Below are 15,235 nucleotides of genomic sequence, written 5' to 3'. Positions count from 1 at the left end.
ATGCTCCCGAGACGCGACCGGCGTCTCGGGAGCATGAAAGGGTCAGCGAAGTCGGTTAACGGTTTCGCCGTGCTTGGCTTCGAGTTCAGCGACGCGCTGCTCGAGCACAGCGATCTTGACCTCACGCCGATCGGGGATGTTGATGATCGGCAGTTCGGCGAGCGGCGCGGTCACCCGCTCGGGGCCGTCGATGCCGAACACCGTAGCGGTCAGTTCCTCGGAATCCGAGCCCCACGACCCGTAGTAGTGCAGGTCCTGCGGCGGTTCGGGCTTCACGAACTCCTCGCAGAACTGCGGAAACGGCTTGCCACGCTCCAGGCGGGCCCGGCGCGCATCCGCGCGAGCCTGCTCGGTCTTCTCGACATCGAGCCGGAAGGTCTCCGGATCGTAGTGTACGGCGAAGACGTCCGCGGCCACCTTTGCGCTGATCCGGCCGAGTTCGGCGTCGGCGACGACCGACTCCGGCAGACGCTCCAGCGGATCGCCGTAGCCACCGCCGGCGCCCTGGCTGATCATGTACAGTTCGCCGTCCTTGGCGAGATCGAACTGCAGCCCCATGTGATAAGTCGAGTACTGACCGTCGGCGAAGGGCCGCTCGTTCATGATCTTCTCGATCGACAGGTCGAAGGTTTTACTGTCCCGACGGAAGTGCTCGTAGACGTTGGTGCCCTTGACCATGGCCAGCGGATAGGTACCACATCCGTAGCCGCCGTACATCCCGTAAATGGACGAGAACTTCGAGCCGGAAGTGACCGTCATGAAGCCCCACTCCGGGGTGCCTTCGGCGGCGACGATCATCTCGTATCCCATACCGCCGTTGAACTTGCCGAAGCCCATGTTGTCACGCACCAGCCGCTTGGCGACCAGCTGCATGAACGGAACTTCCTCCTCCATCACCTCTTGCTCAGCGGTGTCAGCCATCGCACAGAAGAGAGGCGAAACCGCGTCCTCGCCGTCGCGGAACGGCTTGGCTCCGCCGGGCATTCCGTTCAGGTCGGCACACAGGTTGCCCACCATATCGCCGTGCTGGGTGATACCACCCCACAGGAAGGTGTTGATCTGGTTGAACCAGTTCGCGACCACATTGCTGTATTTGTGCGGGGTCGAGAACGAGATGCGGCTATACAGCGCCTGCATCGCCGAGAAGCCACGGAAGGACGCCTGCAGCGACTGCCCCATGGGGGCGTCGTACGAGGCGTCGGCCCAGGTGCCCTCGTCGGAGATGATCTCGATACAACTCATCGCGGCCGTGCACCGCGGCAGATCCGGCCACCAGAACGCCAGAATCGCCTGCATCATCATCGACTTCACCGAACACAGCGGCGAGTTGATCGCCCTGTTGCGGATCTCCGGCCCCGTGCCCCGAAGGTCGACGGTCATATGGTCACCCTTGATGGTCACCTTGCACGCGATCTTGATCAGGATATTCTCTTTGAGCGTGCTGTCCATGAACTGGTCGAATCGGTACGTGCCGTCGGGCAGCTCCGAGATCCGGCGACGGACCTCGACGTCCACGTCTTCCACCGTGGTGCGCAGGGCGGCCACGAAGGTGTCGACACCGACCTCATCGATCACGTTGTCGACGCGCTCCATGATCTTGCGGACCGCAGTCATCTTGACCTTGAGGTCGGCGAGCTGCAGTTTCGGGTCGCGCACCGAGTGCTGCAAGAAGGTCAGCAGGTCTCGGCGCAGGTGACCGCGCTCCACGATCTTGAACGGGCTCATCCGCAGACCATCGTCGAACGGCGTCTCCGAGCCCGAGGGCATGCCACCCGGCTCGCACGCTCCGTTCTCGCCCTCGTGGATCGTGGCCGCGACCCACGCGATGATCTGCCCCTCACGAATGACCGGCATGATCATCGACTGGTCGGTGTTGTGGACATTGCCGTATCGCGCATCGTTGTGGATGAAGCCGTCACCCTCGTGGATTCCCACGGTCGGCTCGTCCTTCCAGTACTTCATGATGTAGCGGATCGGGTGGTGCAGGATCGCGCTGAAGGCGATCACGCCATGGCACGACAGGTACGAGACGTCACCGGAGGCCGTGTAGATCGCGGTCGTCAGGTCGCCCCACTTCGCGCCAGGAGCGGCACCCTGTGCTTCGCACATCTCGTAGCCTTCATCGAGAGCTCCGGCGATCCGCTTGCGGATGCGCTCCACCTCGAGCCGGTCGACGCCGGCCGCGATCGCGATCTCTTCGTGGTCGCTGCGCGCGGCGATGCTGTGATCGCGCATGATCTCCGGGTCGGGCCCCAGAAACAGGGTGGTCTCGTCCATGAACTTGTCGACCCACTCCTGTTCCTCGGAGGTGAGCGGAGTCGCCGGACGTTCGTTGATTGCAGTCATTGTGTGTCCTTAGTTGGAAGATGTGTCGGTCAGTCCTGGAGGAACCAGACCGCACCCTGTTCGGTCGGCTCCAGTCGCCACGACGGCTCAACGAGGAAAGTGGTGGTTTCGGTGGTGACGATGGCCGGCCCGGGGATGACCCGGTCCGCAGAGAGCGCCTCCTCGTTGTACAACGGGGTGTCGATGGGCTTGTCGTGCCCGATGAAGTACGCGCGGCGATGGCCGATCGGATCCGGAACGGTGCGCTCGCCACCGTTTTCCAGGGTGTCGAAATTGACCACGTCGCCGTCGACGAAGGCGGCCACTCGCACGGTGTTGCAGCGGATTCCCGCCTCCGGCGCGGCCGAAGCAGCACCGAATCGGTGACTGTAGACGTCGCCGAAGGTCTTGATGATCTCCAGTACGTCGCCGACCCCGGAGACGCGGGAGAGGTCCGGTAGTGCGACGGCCTGGGTCAGCAGCTGATTGCCGTAGCGCATGTCCAGTTCCAGCCGGAACTGCACTTCGTCGCCGTCGAATCCCTGCCGAACCAGATCCTCGCGGCCCTGGTCCTCAAGTTCTGTGATCACCGCGTTGAGGTCGGCGTAGTCGGAGTAGAGCGCACGGGTGGTGGCGTTGTACAGGGTCACGTGCACGCCCCGCTCGTGGAAGTGCAGCTGGCGCATGTTCCCGGCACCGCATGCGGAGAAGACCGACGAGAACGGCGGCGCCAGCACCCGCTTGATCCCGGCGTGACGGGCGATGCCGCACGCGTGCAGGGGCCCGTTGCCGCCGTAGGCGAGCATGGTGAAGTCCTCGGGAAGGTAGCCGCGCACCCGCAGCTCCTTACCGATGCCGATCGCCATCTGCTCGTCGACACCGTCCTTGATCACTCGGGCGACCTCGACGACATCCATGTCGAGGTAGTCACAGAGGTTCTCCTCGATCGCGAACTTCGCGCGGCGCGGATTCAGCTTGATGTAGCCGTTCGCATAGTTGTCCGGATCGAAGTAGCCCAGCACCAGATCGGCATCGGTGACCGTGGGATTGAGACCGCCGCGGTCGTAGCACGCCGGGCCCGGGTTGGAGCCCGCCGACTGCGGACCGATCTTCACCGAGTTGTGGATGCGGTCGTAGCTGGCGATCGAACCACCGCCGGCCCCGAGCGTATCGAGGTGGACCATCGGCACCGAGACGAGCCAGCGGTCGATCGTGGGGAGGAAGTCGTAGTGCTTCACCCCGCCCTCCGGAACCAGACCGATATCGAACGATGTGCCTCCCATATCAGTCGAAATCAGGTTGCCGATGCCCGTCTCGTTCGAGAGGTGCTCCGCGGCCCCGACGCCGGCGATCGGCCCGGAGTGGATGGTCTGGAGTGCGTCGGTCGAGTTCATCTGCGCCATTCCGCCGGAATTGTGAATCACCAGCATCGGGCGGTCGTAGCCGAAGTCGCGCAGATTATTCGACAGCTGCGAGAGCGCATGGAACATGATCGAGTGCAGATAGCCGTCGACGATGGTCGACGTGGCACGGACGTACTCGCCCTTGCGGCCGGACACCTGGTGGCCCAGCAGCACCGGGATGGCGCCGAGCTCATGCGGCGGGAACTCGTCGAGGATGATCTCCTGGATCGCCAGCTCGTGTTCGGGGTTCTCCGTCGCGTTGGTCAGTGAGACGACGATCGCCTCAGCCCCGGCGTCCACCAGTTCGCGGACGACGCTGCGCACGTCGTCGGGATCGATCCGCGCAACGATCTTGCCCGCCGAGTTGATCCGTTCCTTGACCGACCGGATCAGCGACCGTGCCACCAGCGGCTCCGGCCGTTCAGCGGCCGGCAGATTCTGCTGCATCGAGTAGTCCAGTCCCTCGCCGTAGCCGCGACCGCGGGAGAGCGGAATGGTGTCCTCGAATCCGTGCGTCACGATCGCCGCCACCTTGGGCCCATTGCGCTCAATGAGCGCGTTGGTTCCCAGAGTGGTGGCGTAGCGCACGGAATCAACCTCGGACAGCACCGTCGACCGGTCGAGTCCGGCGCGCTTGCACGCCAGGTCGAGGGCGTCGTTGAAGCCCAGCGCGAGGTTGTGATGGGTGGTCAACGCCTTGGCGTCGACGTAGATGTCGTCCCAGACGAAGAAGCAGTCGGTGAAGGTTCCACCGATATCGACGGAGATACGTTTCATGGGATTTGACTCCTTGGGGGGGAAGACGGATCGCGGTGGACCCGGATCAGCGGATGTGCCCTGCGGCCTTGAGCTCGGCGGTGTACTTCTGTGCGTCCTCGCCGGGGCCGTAGTTGTGCGCCTCCTCGGCGTCCACTCCACGCTCGGCCCACTGCGCCCGCAAGGCGGGAATGTCGATGATCATGTCGATGGCCGGAGGATGCCCCGGCGGGAGGTACTCGACCTCGATCTGGGTGGCACAGCCGGGGCAGTAGTACTCGACGATCCGGCAATAGCCCGGGTCGGGACTGAAGGTGTACTCGTACTGTTCGGGATCGATGATCGGCTGATGGATCTCCCGCGGATCGCGGTCGTAGGCTAGGGTCGCGGGCTTGTAGTTGCCGTGCGCGGACCCCATGTCCTGGGCGCACACGCGGCAGACCCAGCGCTCGGTATCGAGATCGATCAGCAGGTATTCGGTCATGGGCACTCGCATGAGGGCCCTCCTTTCGGGAAGATGTGTGAATTCGGGTCGATCGACATCAGAGGTCGTCGGACAGGTATAGGTCACCGGCCGCGGTCACCCGGAAGGACCACCCCGGCAAGACGCGGGCGGTGAAGAAGGGGCCCTCGATGATCGCCGGACCCGACCCTCCCTGGCCCGGCAGCAAGTCGTCGAGAACGTGCACTGGAACCTCATCGACCTGGTCGGCCGAAGAACGGACCATGCGGGTGTTGGCAGCTTGAGCCGCGCTCGCCGCGACGGGAGCGTCAGTCTCGAGCTCGGGATGAGGCAGACGCGCGGAAACCGCGAGTTCCAGGGAGACCGCATTGCCCGGGTATTCGACCTCGTCGCCGACGGCGTAGGGGATCCGGCTGATCGAGCCGTCGTCCAGGTTCTCCAGCACCAGCCGCCACACGGCCTGGCAGTCGGCGAAGGCGTAGCCCTCTTGGAACATGTCCCGGCTGGCGCGCGCGGTGAGGCCCTCGTACGCTTCCTCCGCCGCCTGACGCGTCGTCTCAGGCAGGATCACCTGGTAGGTCTTGCCGATGTCGGAGAACGCGATACCGAACGCGGAGAAGACCGCCGCGGTGCGCGGAATCAACACATTCTTAACGCCCGCAAGCCGGGCGGCCCCCGCCGCGCTCATCGGGCCGGCGCCACCGAAGGCGAGCAGCGTCGTATCGGGCTCGACCAGAGCGGAGAAGGAGCCGGCCAGTGCCGTGAAATAGGCGTTCTCCATCTGCACCAGGGACTCGTCGAGGCTGATTCCGAGCGGCTCCGCGACCGTCTCGTTGATGACCGCCCGCGATCGTTCCGGATCGAGTGTGAACGTTCCATCCAGATAGGTGCCGGGGTCGAGCACGCCGAGCAACAGGTTGACATCGGTGATGGTGGCCTGTTTGCCGCCGAAACCGAAGCAGGCCGGACCGGGCGCCGCGCCGACTGACTGTGGGCCGACGGTGATCTGTCCGTCCACGACCTTGATCACGGACGAGCCACCCACGCCGGTCGACGTGACGTCACTCATGCCATAAGAGATGTCGACGCCTTCGATCGCACCGTGTTCACGCACCACTACCTCGCGGTCGCCGACCACTCCGACATCGGTGGTGGTGCCGCCGATGTCCATCATGAGTGCGTGCCGGATGCCGTACACCTCGGCGAGGGCGGCGGTTCCTTCCAGTCCGCCACGCGGGCCGGAGGAGTAGGTCTTGAGCGCCACCGATTTGGCGACCCGCGAGGACGCGCCGTCATTTCGGTAGACCAGCAGCGGATTGGCGACCTTGTGCTCTTTCAGGCGCCGCTCGGCTCCGTAGAGGAACCGCTCCATTGTCGGGTGCAAGAAGGCGTTGATAACGCACGACCAGGTGCGACGTGCAGCGTTCCGATCGCCGGAGAGATCCCAGCTGTAGATCAGCGGGACCGAGCCGAGCAGATGCCGCGGGAACCCGCGCAGCAGGATATTGCGCAGCTTCCGCTCTTCTTCCGCATCCGCGCCGGCGATCACCACACGCGCGGCACCCAGCGTGGTGAGCCGGTTGACCAGCTGCACAACCTCGAACTCAAGATCGTCCGAGTTCGGATCGACGAACAGAAGGCGCTCGCCGATCAGGCCGTCCCGGAGCTTCTCCTCGTCGCTGCTGGAGACCATGTCCGCGGCCAGGCCGTCAACGGTGGTGACCACGCCGATCATCGGGCCCTTGCGCTCCACCAGTGCGTTGGTTCCCTGGGTGGTGGAGTACCGGATGTGCTGTGCTTGGTGCAGCAGCCGAGTCAGGTCGGCGTCTCCGTAGAGCTTCGCCGAGGCCTTCTCGATTCCGGTGAAGAGGCACTCAGACAAGTCGTGGGGGGTCGTCAGAGTCTTGGTGAAGCTGAGCTCGGTGCCGTCCCACACGCAGATGTCGGTGAGCGTTCCACCGTTGTCGATGTTGATAAGAGTTTCCATGCCGGTCCGTTCATGAGACTGTCGGGGCGTTGTGGACGTGGTGTCCGCCACATCCGCCCTCTAAGAGTGGTGGTTGTCTCATAGGGCATGCGTGTCTCACAATGAGACAGTCCGGCACATGGACCGTGACGCAGATCTCGTTCACACTTGTGCATGTGATTCGCGCGCCTCCTCGGGCGCCGACCGGCCATCCATCCGGCGACATACGGAGGGCAGACATGCCGAATACCGATAACCGACTGCTTCGGGTAGCGGCCGCGAGGGCCGATTTCCTCGAATCGGGCCCTCAGGGAGCAGCTGGTGTCGGTGATGTCGTCGTCGCGTCATGGGAACGCAGCCACGCCGCCGGCGTCGACGTCTCGGCGGCGCACAGCACATTCACCGACGACATCGATACCGGTTCGCTCCTAGTCCGCTGCGCACGGCCGGTTCTCAATCAACTCACCAGCGACACCATCGACATGCCGCTGGTGGTCGCACTGACCGACAGCCACGCTCGTGTGGTGCAGCGGATCGACGCCTCCCCCGCCGTCGGCCGACTCCTTGAACGTGTCGATTTCGCGCCGGGATACACCTATGCCGAATCGACGATGGGCACCAACGGCGTAGGCACGGTCCTGGAGGCAGGACAGCCGGTGAGCGTCGTCGGGCCCGAGCACTTCACCGAGTACCTCCAGCCCTTCGCCTGCACCGGTGCGCCCATCATCGATCCCGTCACCCGACGTATCGAGGGCGTTCTCGACATCTCGACGCTCAGCCATAGCTGGAGCCCGATCATGCACGCGCTCGTCAAGAGCGCGGCGAAGGACATCGCCCAGAACCTGCTGCTCGATCGCAGCCAGGCACAGCAGGCGATCTTCTCCACCTACCTACGGGAGTCCGCCCGCACCACCAAGAATGCCGTGTTCGCCTTCGGTGGCTCGATCTTCATGGTCAACGACGTCGCACAGGCATGGTTCGACGCAGGCCAGCAACAGGCGCTGCGGGAGCATGCCGCGTTCCTGATGCTTCACAAAGATCGGATCCACGACACTGTTCCACTCGACGACGGTCGGCAGGTGCACATCACGGGAACTCGGATCATGACCGGTCTTGATGTCGCCGGAATCGTGGTGACAGCAGAAATCGCGGGTGGCGGCCGGCGCGGGTCGGGGGTGGAGATCGCCGACCACCATCTGCCCGAAATCGGGCTGGCCACAAATACGACATCCTCGCTCATCGACGACCTCGCACGTCCGCGCGAACGAATAGTCTCCGGCCGGTCACCCGCCTGGCAGAGCGTCTGCCGAGAGCTCCGCACCGCGCTCATCGAACGAACCCCGACGATAGTCGTCGGCGAAACCGGCACCGGCAAGTTCACCTTGGTCACCGAACTGTTCCACGGCCTTTTCGACGATGCCCGGAGCATCAGTGTGGATGCCGAACAGTTCAGCGCTCAGAACGATCCGACGGTCGTCGAGAAACTTGTCAGTGCCGATACCACACCGACGCTGTACATCTTGCGCAACATCGATCAGTGCACCACCGACGCCGCCGAAGAGGCCGAGAAGTTCCTGACCACGCTCCGCGAGCTGGAGCAGCCCGTCTGGTGTATCGCCACGCTGTCAGATTCGGCCCTCGACTCCGACCTGCCCTTCAAGCAGATCCTCGCCCACTTCGACAAATCGGTGAGCGTCCCGCCACTGCGTTTCCGAACCGACGATGTCGACGATGTGACGGCGGCACTACTGCGTTTGCTGGCCCCCGACCGAAGGGTCCGAATCAGCCCGGAGGCGCATCGCGTCATCATCCGGTACTCGTGGCCACGGAACGTATCGCAGCTACGCGAGGCACTCGTTCACGCACTACGCCGACGACCGGTCGGCGAGATCCAAGCCGGCGACCTTCCCGGCTATTGCCAAACGTTTTCCCAGCGAATGCTCACCCCGGTCGAATCCGCAGAACGGGATCTGATCGTCTCTGCGCTGCGCACCAATGACGGCAACCGATCGGCTGCGGCCGAACAGTTGGGAATGGCCCGTTCGAGCCTCTACCGCAAGCTCCGCACCTACGGGATCGCAGGCTGAGGTCACCCCCGACGGTCTAGACAGGGTGGCGGTCGGGCGCCGGGCCGATCGTGAGACGGCGCCCGGCGATCCAGGGGGCCGAAGACCATGCGACGGCGATCTCGACGTGGTTCATCGTGCGCGTCGGCACCCAACGCTGCAGCGGCAGTGGGAACGACGACCGTGCAAGCGACCCGGTGATCCCGACCTGTCCGGCCCGGCGTGAACGGCGACCGCCGAGTCGCCACCTTAGGGTCACCTAAGAATGTGGTTCAAGGACTACGGCGGCGCGCGCCTCGTCCGCAAGGCCGTCATCCTGTCCGGGATGGTCCTCGGTTCCCCGTACCAGTCGTACTGGCTGCGCCAGGGAAAGTGCCCGCCCGCGGACCGGATGCAGTACCTGCCGCCGCGGTACCGCGGAATGAACCCCACTCCGGCCTGCCTGGAACAGGCGATGGGCGGCGCGGACATCACCGCGCTGAACACTCCCACGCAGGCGTTGCCCGGTATCACCTACTACAACGTGACGACGCTGCGCGAAGAGGAAGCCGCGCCGTTCTGGATCAACCTGATGACCGGCCCCGGCGACTATCGCAACATCGTGACCCAGGATCTGTGCCCGAACGACCCGATCGTCCACACGACGCTGAACATCGCCCCGTCGATGTGGTCGCTGATCGATTCGCTGTTGCGGACCGGAACCCCGAGGATGAGCTGCATGACGCCCTCCGCGCCGGCGATCAAGGTCCGGCCGCTCCGCGCGCCCTCGGGTATCCCGCTGCCGCCCGGCACCGTCATGCCCGCACAGTTCGAGAAGTACTACCGCTGAGCGAGCGGCCGTGCGCTACACCGGGTAGCGGTCGGGCTCCGGGCCGAACTTGAAACGACGCCCGGTGATCTCGGCGACGTCGATCTCGACGTAGTTCATCTTGAGAGTCGGCACCCAGGGCTTCAGCGGCAGCTGGTCGGCCTCCTGGATCTCCTTGGTGCCGGTCAGGATCCGCGCGGTGCCCTTGGCGACGACGCTCCAGCCGATCTTGCTGGTGAAGCCGTCGGTCTCGAAGGCCACGCGTCCGTTCACCGCGATCTCGGACAGCTTGGTGCCCTCACCGGTGCGGAAGAGGATCTTGCCGTCATTGGCGTACGCGTTGACCGGGAAGATCTCCGGCTCACCGTCGACGCTCAACGCCAATCGCCCGAACACGCTCTCGCTCAACAGATTCCAGCACTGATCCGCATCCAGCACGGTGATCGCTTCCATGGCTCCTCTTCCGCCGATTCGTCAATAGAACCCTATGCGGATAATCCTGGTCGCGCAGCCGTCGCGCGAACAAGAGCCCTAGGGCCTACTCCGGCACCGGCACCGGTTCGAGGATCTCCCGGCGCGCCTCCGGCGCCGCCACCCGCAGGGCGTCCGCCGACTCGTCGTCCGGCTGGCGCTGCGAGGCGATCTCCGCCTCCACCCGCGCGCAGTAGTTCTCGATCTCCCACTCCCGCTTCTCCTCGCTCCACCCGAGGATCGGAGCGATGAGCCCGGCCACCTCCCGGGCGCAGTCGGCACCGCGATGCGCGTACTCGATGGCGATCCGGGTCCGGCGGGCCAGTACGTCTTCCAGGTGCAGCGCGGCCTCGAAGCGCGCGGCGTACACCACCTCGACGCGCAGATACTGCGGCGCGGCGTCGATCGGCTGCAGCAGCGACGGGTCGTCGGCGGCGAGCGCGAGCACGTCGTCGAGCATCGAGCCGTAGCGGTTGAGCAGGCGGCGGACCCGATACGGGTGCAGGCCGTAGTGTTCGCCGAGGTGCTCACACTGGTTGACCAGCGCGAAGTAGCCGTCGGCGCCCATCAGCGGCACCCGCTCGGTGACCGACTTGCCGACCCGGTCCGGGATGTATTCGGCGGCCGCGTCGACGGCGTCGGCGCCCATCACGCGGTAGGTGGTGTACTTGCCGCCGGCGATGGAGATCAGCCCGGGCGCGACCGCGGCGACGGCGTGCTCACGGGAGAGGGCCGAGGTCGACTCGTCCTCCCCGGCCAGCAGCGGCCGCAGACCCGCGTACACGCCCTCGATGTCGTCGTGGGTCAGCTCGGTCACCAGTTCGGCGTTGACCCGCTGAAGGAGATAGTCGATGTCGGCGCGGGTCGCCGCCGGGTGCGCGAGGTCCAGGTTCCAGTCGGTGTCGGTGGTGCCGATGATCCAGTGGGTCTCCCACGGGATCACGAACAGCACCGAGTTCGCGGTGCGCAGGATGATCGCGGTCTCGCTGACGATGCGATCGCGCGGCACCACGATGTGCACGCCCTTGGAGGCCCGCACCCGGAAGTGGCCACGCTGGCCGGACAGTTTCTGCACCTCGTCGGTCCAGACACCAGCCGCGTTCACCACGCAGTGCGCGCGAACCTGCGTGGTCTCCCCGGTCTCGCTGTCCCGGAGCTTGACGCCGGTGACGCGGTCGCCCTCGGTGAGGAAGCCGACGGCCTGGGTGGAGGTGCGGACCACGGCGCCGTAGTGCGCGGCCGTCCGGGCCAGGGTGAGGCTGTGCCGGGCGTCGTCGACCACCGTGTCGTAGTAGCGGATGCCGCCGACCAGGGCGCCGCGCCGCAGACTGGGCGCGATGCGGTGCGCGCCGGACCGGGAGACGTGCTTCTGGCCGGGGACCGACTTGGCGCCGCCCATCCGGTCGTACAGGAACAGGCCCGCGGCGATGTAGGGCCGTTCCCAGAAGCGCTTGGTGATCGGGAACAGGAAGGGCAGCGGCTTCACCAGATGCGGGGCCAGCAGGCTGAGCGAGAGCTCGCGTTCGCGCAGCGCCTCCCGGACCAGACCGAACTCCAGCTGCTCCAGGTAGCGCAGGCCGCCGTGGAACATCTTGGACGACCGGCTCGACGTTCCGGAGGCGATGTCGCGGGCCTCGACGAGGGCCACGCGCAGTCCGCGCGTCGCCGCGTCGAGCGCGGTGCCGACGCCGACCACGCCGCCGCCGATCACGACGAGATCGAACTCCTCGTCGGTCAGCCGCTGCCACGCCTGCGCCCGCTGTGCGGGTCCCAGGTCTGCCGGTCGTTCCTCGCGATGCTCGTTGGACACGCCGAAATTCTACCGGAGAGTAATAGCCCGCGTGGCACACTGACTCCCGTGATGACGCCCACCGGCTCCGCCGCTCCCCGCTACGTCGCCGCGATCGACCAGGGAACCACGTCCACGCGCGCGATCATCTTCGACCGCCGCGGTCAGGTGATCGCCACCGAGCAGGTGGAACACCGGCAGATATTCCCGCGCGCCGGGTGGGTGGAGCACGATCCGATGGAGATCTGGCGCAACACCCGGCGCGTCGCGGCGGCGGTCCTGGCGGCCTCCCAGGTGAACACCTCCGACATCGCCGCGTGCGGCATCACCAACCAGCGCGAGACCACCGTCGTCTGGGATCGCACCACCGGCGAGCCCGTCCACAACGCCATCGTGTGGCAGGACACCCGGACCGCCGCCCTCTGCGAGGAACTGGCCGGCGACGAGGGCGTCGACCGCTACCGCGCCCGGACCGGCCTCCCGCTGTCGACCTACTTCGCCGGCCCCAAGGTGCGCTGGATCCTGGACAACGTCGACGGCGCCCGCGCCCGCGCCGAGCGCGGCGAGCTGTGCTTCGGCACCATCGACAGCTGGCTGGCGTGGAACATGACCGGCGGCGTCGACGGCGGTCGACACCTCACCGACGTCACCAATGCCTCCCGCACCCTGCTGATGGACCTGCGCGCGCTGGACTGGGACCCGCAGATCTGCGCCGACCTCGCCATCCCGATGTCGATGCTCCCGGAGATCACCTCCAGTTCCGCGGTCCTGGCCTCGCTGCGCACCCGCGGGTCGTTCCCGGAGGTTCCGCTCGGCGGCATCCTGGGCGATCAGCAGGCGGCCACCTTCGGGCAGGCCTGCCTGACCCCGGGCGAGGCGAAGAACACTTACGGCACCGGCAACTTCCTGCTGCTGAACACCGGTACCGAGCCGGTCTTCAGCGAGCACGGCCTGCTGACCACGGTCTGCTACCGGCTGGGCGACGAACCCGCGCGCTACGCCCTGGAGGGCTCGATCGCGGTCACCGGCTCGCTGGTCCAGTGGCTGCGCGACAATCTGGGCCTGATCCCCACCGCCGCCGACGTCGAATCCCTGGCGGCCGCGGTCCCGGACAACGGCGGCGTCTACTTCGTCCCGGCCTTCTCCGGCCTGTTCGCCCCGCGCTGGCGGCCGGATGCGCGCGGCGTGATCGTCGGACTCACCCGGTTCGCCGACAAGCGGCACATCGCCCGTGCGGTCCTGGAGGCCAGCGCCTACCAGACCCGCGAGGTGATCGAGGCGATGGAGGCCGACTCCGGCGTCGCCCTGACCACGCTGAAGGTGGACGGCGGCATGGTCGGGAACGACCTGCTGATGCAGTTCCAGTCCGACCTGCTCGGCGTTCCGGTGGTTCGGCCGCAGGTCACCGAGACCACCGCGCTGGGCGCGGCGTACGCCGCCGGCCTGGCGGTCGGCTTCTGGGAGAGCCCGGACGACATCCGCACCAACTGGGCCGAGGGCAAACGCTGGACTCCGGCCATGGACGACGGCGAGCGCGCCCGCCTGTACGACGGCTGGAACCGCGCCGTCACCCACTCGTACGATCTGGCGTAGTCCACGGGCCGACACAGCTCTCCCTCACCGGGAGCGCCCCGTGCTCCTCGCGGGACACGAATCGTTCATTCTGTGCCAGGGAAACGTGGTTTCTGTGCCGCGTGCGGCCGGGACAGGGGTCGTACGTCCCTAGCGTCCCCCGAAGCGCACCCCGCGCACCGCGCCGGCGGGACACAATACGGCGACGGCTTCTCTCGCCGTCCCTGACCTCATCCCCCGGGGAGCGCTTCGTCGTGGAAATCTTCAAGCTCATCATCGAGATCCTGCTGTTCCTCGCACCGCTGGCCGTGGGCGCCCGCTACGGGCCGCTCGCCCTCATCGGCATGTCGGGTGTCTCGGTATTCATCCTGGTCGAGGCCCTGCGGTTGCAGCCCGGCTCGCCGCCCATCACCGCCATCTTCATCATCCTCGCCGTGATCGTGGCCTCGGCGGCGATGAGTGCCGCCGGCGGGATGGACTTCCTCGTCCGGATCGCGGGGAAGGCGATGGGCAAGCACCCCAAGGCGATTCCGGTGGTCGGCCCGTTGATCGTCTGGCTGTTCACCGTGATGTCCGGCACCGGCAACATCACCTTCGCCCTGATCCCGATCATGTATCGGGTGTCGTACTCGGCCAAGATCCGGCCCGAACGCATTCTCGCGACCGCCAACGCGGTGTGCCAGCTGGCGCTGATGTCGAGCCCCGTCGCCGCGATCACCTACGTCTTCATCAACATCGCCGAGAAGCAGGGCGAGCACGTCGGGCTCGGCAAACTGCTCGCGGTGACGGTCCCGGCGTCGTTGATCGCCACCGTCCTCACCTCGCTCATCATGTCCCGCTACGGCAAGGAGCTGGACGACGATCCGGAGTACCAGCGCCGACTGGCGGCCGGCGAGGTGGAGCCGCCCGCACCGCTCGTCGACGACGATCTGCCGCCGCTGCGGGAGCGCGCCTCGTGGAGCGCCTACATCTTCCTGATCGCCGTCGTCCTGGGTGTGGTCCTCGGCTTCTTCGAGAAGTTGCGTCCCACCTATTCGAAGTCCCTGGAGGACGGCTCGGTGGTCGAGACGCACGTCTCGATGAGCTTCATGATTCCGATCGTCATGTTCGCCGCGGCGGGTCTGATCATGGTCATGTGCAAGGTCAAGACACCGGAGGTGCTGAGCGAGTCGATGATCGGCACCGGCGTGATCGCCGCGCTGCTGTTGCTCGCGGTGCCGGTGCTCGCCGGCACCATCATCAACGACCACATGAAGGAGATCACCTCCTTCGTGGAGAGTTCGATCGGCGTCTCGGTGGCACTGTTCGCGGTGATTCTGTTCGTGCTCGCGGCCCTCATCCAGAGCCAGGTCGCGTCGGTGTCCGTCCTGCTGCCGATCGCCCTGACCGCCGGTCTCGGCGTCGGTCCCGCGGCCGGCATGCTCGGCGCGGCCGGCGGCAACAATCTGCTGGCATCGATGGGCGGCCTCGGTCAGGCGTGCATCATGACGGACAAGACGGGCTCCACCAAGCAGGGCTCGATCCTGATCAACGGCTCGTTCCTGGTCCCCATGCTGCTGTCGTCCGCGTTCGCCGTCGCCATCGGTCTCGGCATGCAGTTCCTCGTCTTCTGACGA

Annotated in this window: 10 protein-coding genes; 4 read left to right on the top strand and 6 right to left on the bottom strand. The window is 66.1% G+C overall.

Annotated elements, in window-relative coordinates; genetic code table 11:
* Positions 1-42 precede the first annotated feature (42 nt).
* From ACSEEN_RS02145 to ACSEEN_RS02130, 4 genes are read right to left on the bottom strand one after another with little or no spacing between them, the layout of a single operon-like run.
* Positions 43-2,346: a hydantoinase B/oxoprolinase family protein gene (locus ACSEEN_RS02145; protein WP_440712171.1), complete on the bottom strand. Its 2,304-nt coding sequence runs from the start codon at positions 2,344-2,346 to the stop codon at positions 43-45.
* A gap of 29 nt (positions 2,347-2,375) precedes the next feature.
* On the bottom strand, positions 2,376-4,505 hold the full coding sequence (locus ACSEEN_RS02140; protein WP_440712170.1) for a hydantoinase/oxoprolinase family protein: 2,130 nt from the start codon (positions 4,503-4,505) through the stop codon (positions 2,376-2,378).
* Between the two features lie 46 nt (positions 4,506-4,551).
* The gene (locus ACSEEN_RS02135) at positions 4,552-4,980 is read right to left on the bottom strand and encodes an acetone carboxylase subunit gamma (RefSeq protein ID WP_247867055.1); all 429 of its coding nucleotides are present in this window, start codon (positions 4,978-4,980) and stop codon (positions 4,552-4,554) included.
* 46 nt (positions 4,981-5,026) lie between these two features.
* On the bottom strand, positions 5,027-6,934 hold the full coding sequence (locus tag ACSEEN_RS02130; protein ID WP_440712169.1) for a hydantoinase/oxoprolinase family protein: 1,908 nt from the start codon (positions 6,932-6,934) through the stop codon (positions 5,027-5,029).
* A 218-nt stretch (positions 6,935-7,152) separates the two neighbouring features.
* Here ACSEEN_RS02130 and ACSEEN_RS02125 point away from each other — a divergent pair, with 218 nt between their 5' ends.
* Together ACSEEN_RS02125 and ACSEEN_RS02120 are read left to right on the top strand one after the other, a co-directional pair.
* Entirely contained in the window at positions 7,153-9,000 is a 1,848-nt protein-coding gene (locus ACSEEN_RS02125; RefSeq protein ID WP_298446183.1) for a sigma-54-dependent Fis family transcriptional regulator, read from the top strand.
* Between the two features lie 244 nt (positions 9,001-9,244).
* Positions 9,245-9,808, top strand: coding sequence for a hypothetical protein (locus ACSEEN_RS02120; protein WP_440712168.1), 564 nt, complete (start codon positions 9,245-9,247; stop codon positions 9,806-9,808).
* Positions 9,809-9,823: 15 nt separating this feature from the next.
* On the opposite strand, the gene ACSEEN_RS02115 is transcribed toward ACSEEN_RS02120, so the two are convergent.
* Positions 9,824-10,240: a pyridoxamine 5'-phosphate oxidase family protein gene (locus ACSEEN_RS02115; protein WP_298442626.1), complete on the bottom strand. Its 417-nt coding sequence runs from the start codon at positions 10,238-10,240 to the stop codon at positions 9,824-9,826.
* Positions 10,241-10,325: 85 nt separating this feature from the next.
* Complete coding sequence (gene glpD / locus ACSEEN_RS02110) at positions 10,326-12,068, bottom strand: glycerol-3-phosphate dehydrogenase (protein WP_247867050.1); 1,743 nt, start codon at positions 12,066-12,068, stop codon at positions 10,326-10,328.
* A gap of 51 nt (positions 12,069-12,119) precedes the next feature.
* On the opposite strand from glpD, the gene glpK reads away from it, so the two are divergent.
* Both glpK and ACSEEN_RS02100 read left to right on the top strand, forming a co-directional pair.
* Positions 12,120-13,640, top strand: a complete 1,521-nt coding sequence (gene glpK, locus ACSEEN_RS02105; RefSeq protein WP_440712269.1) for a glycerol kinase GlpK — start codon at positions 12,120-12,122, stop codon at positions 13,638-13,640.
* Between the two features lie 233 nt (positions 13,641-13,873).
* Positions 13,874-15,232, top strand: coding sequence for an SLC13 family permease (locus tag ACSEEN_RS02100; protein WP_247867049.1), 1,359 nt, complete (start codon positions 13,874-13,876; stop codon positions 15,230-15,232).
* The last annotated feature ends 3 nt before the right edge of the window (positions 15,233-15,235 follow it).

The organism is Gordonia marina, from assembly GCF_052036135.1.
GTDB lineage: Bacteria > Actinomycetota > Actinomycetes > Mycobacteriales > Mycobacteriaceae > Gordonia.
The sequence above is the reverse complement of the archived record's forward strand: the minus strand, read 5'-3'. Positions and strand labels throughout refer to the sequence as shown.

Excerpts from the sequence above, each read along its gene's own strand:
- ACSEEN_RS02145 (WP_440712171.1), bottom strand. The coding sequence starts at position 2,346 with ATGACTGCAATCAACGAACGTCCGGCGACTCCGCTCACCTCCGAGGAA.
- ACSEEN_RS02140 (WP_440712170.1), bottom strand. The coding sequence starts at position 4,505 with ATGAAACGTATCTCCGTCGATATCGGTGGAACCTTCACCGACTGCTTC.
- ACSEEN_RS02135 (WP_247867055.1), bottom strand. The coding sequence starts at position 4,980 with ATGCGAGTGCCCATGACCGAATACCTGCTGATCGATCTCGATACCGAG.
- ACSEEN_RS02130 (WP_440712169.1), bottom strand. The coding sequence starts at position 6,934 with ATGGAAACTCTTATCAACATCGACAACGGTGGAACGCTCACCGACATC.
- ACSEEN_RS02125 (WP_298446183.1), top strand. The coding sequence starts at position 7,153 with ATGCCGAATACCGATAACCGACTGCTTCGGGTAGCGGCCGCGAGGGCC.
- ACSEEN_RS02120 (WP_440712168.1), top strand. The coding sequence starts at position 9,245 with ATGTGGTTCAAGGACTACGGCGGCGCGCGCCTCGTCCGCAAGGCCGTC.
- ACSEEN_RS02115 (WP_298442626.1), bottom strand. The coding sequence starts at position 10,240 with ATGGAAGCGATCACCGTGCTGGATGCGGATCAGTGCTGGAATCTGTTG.
- glpK (WP_440712269.1), top strand. The coding sequence starts at position 12,120 with ATGACGCCCACCGGCTCCGCCGCTCCCCGCTACGTCGCCGCGATCGAC.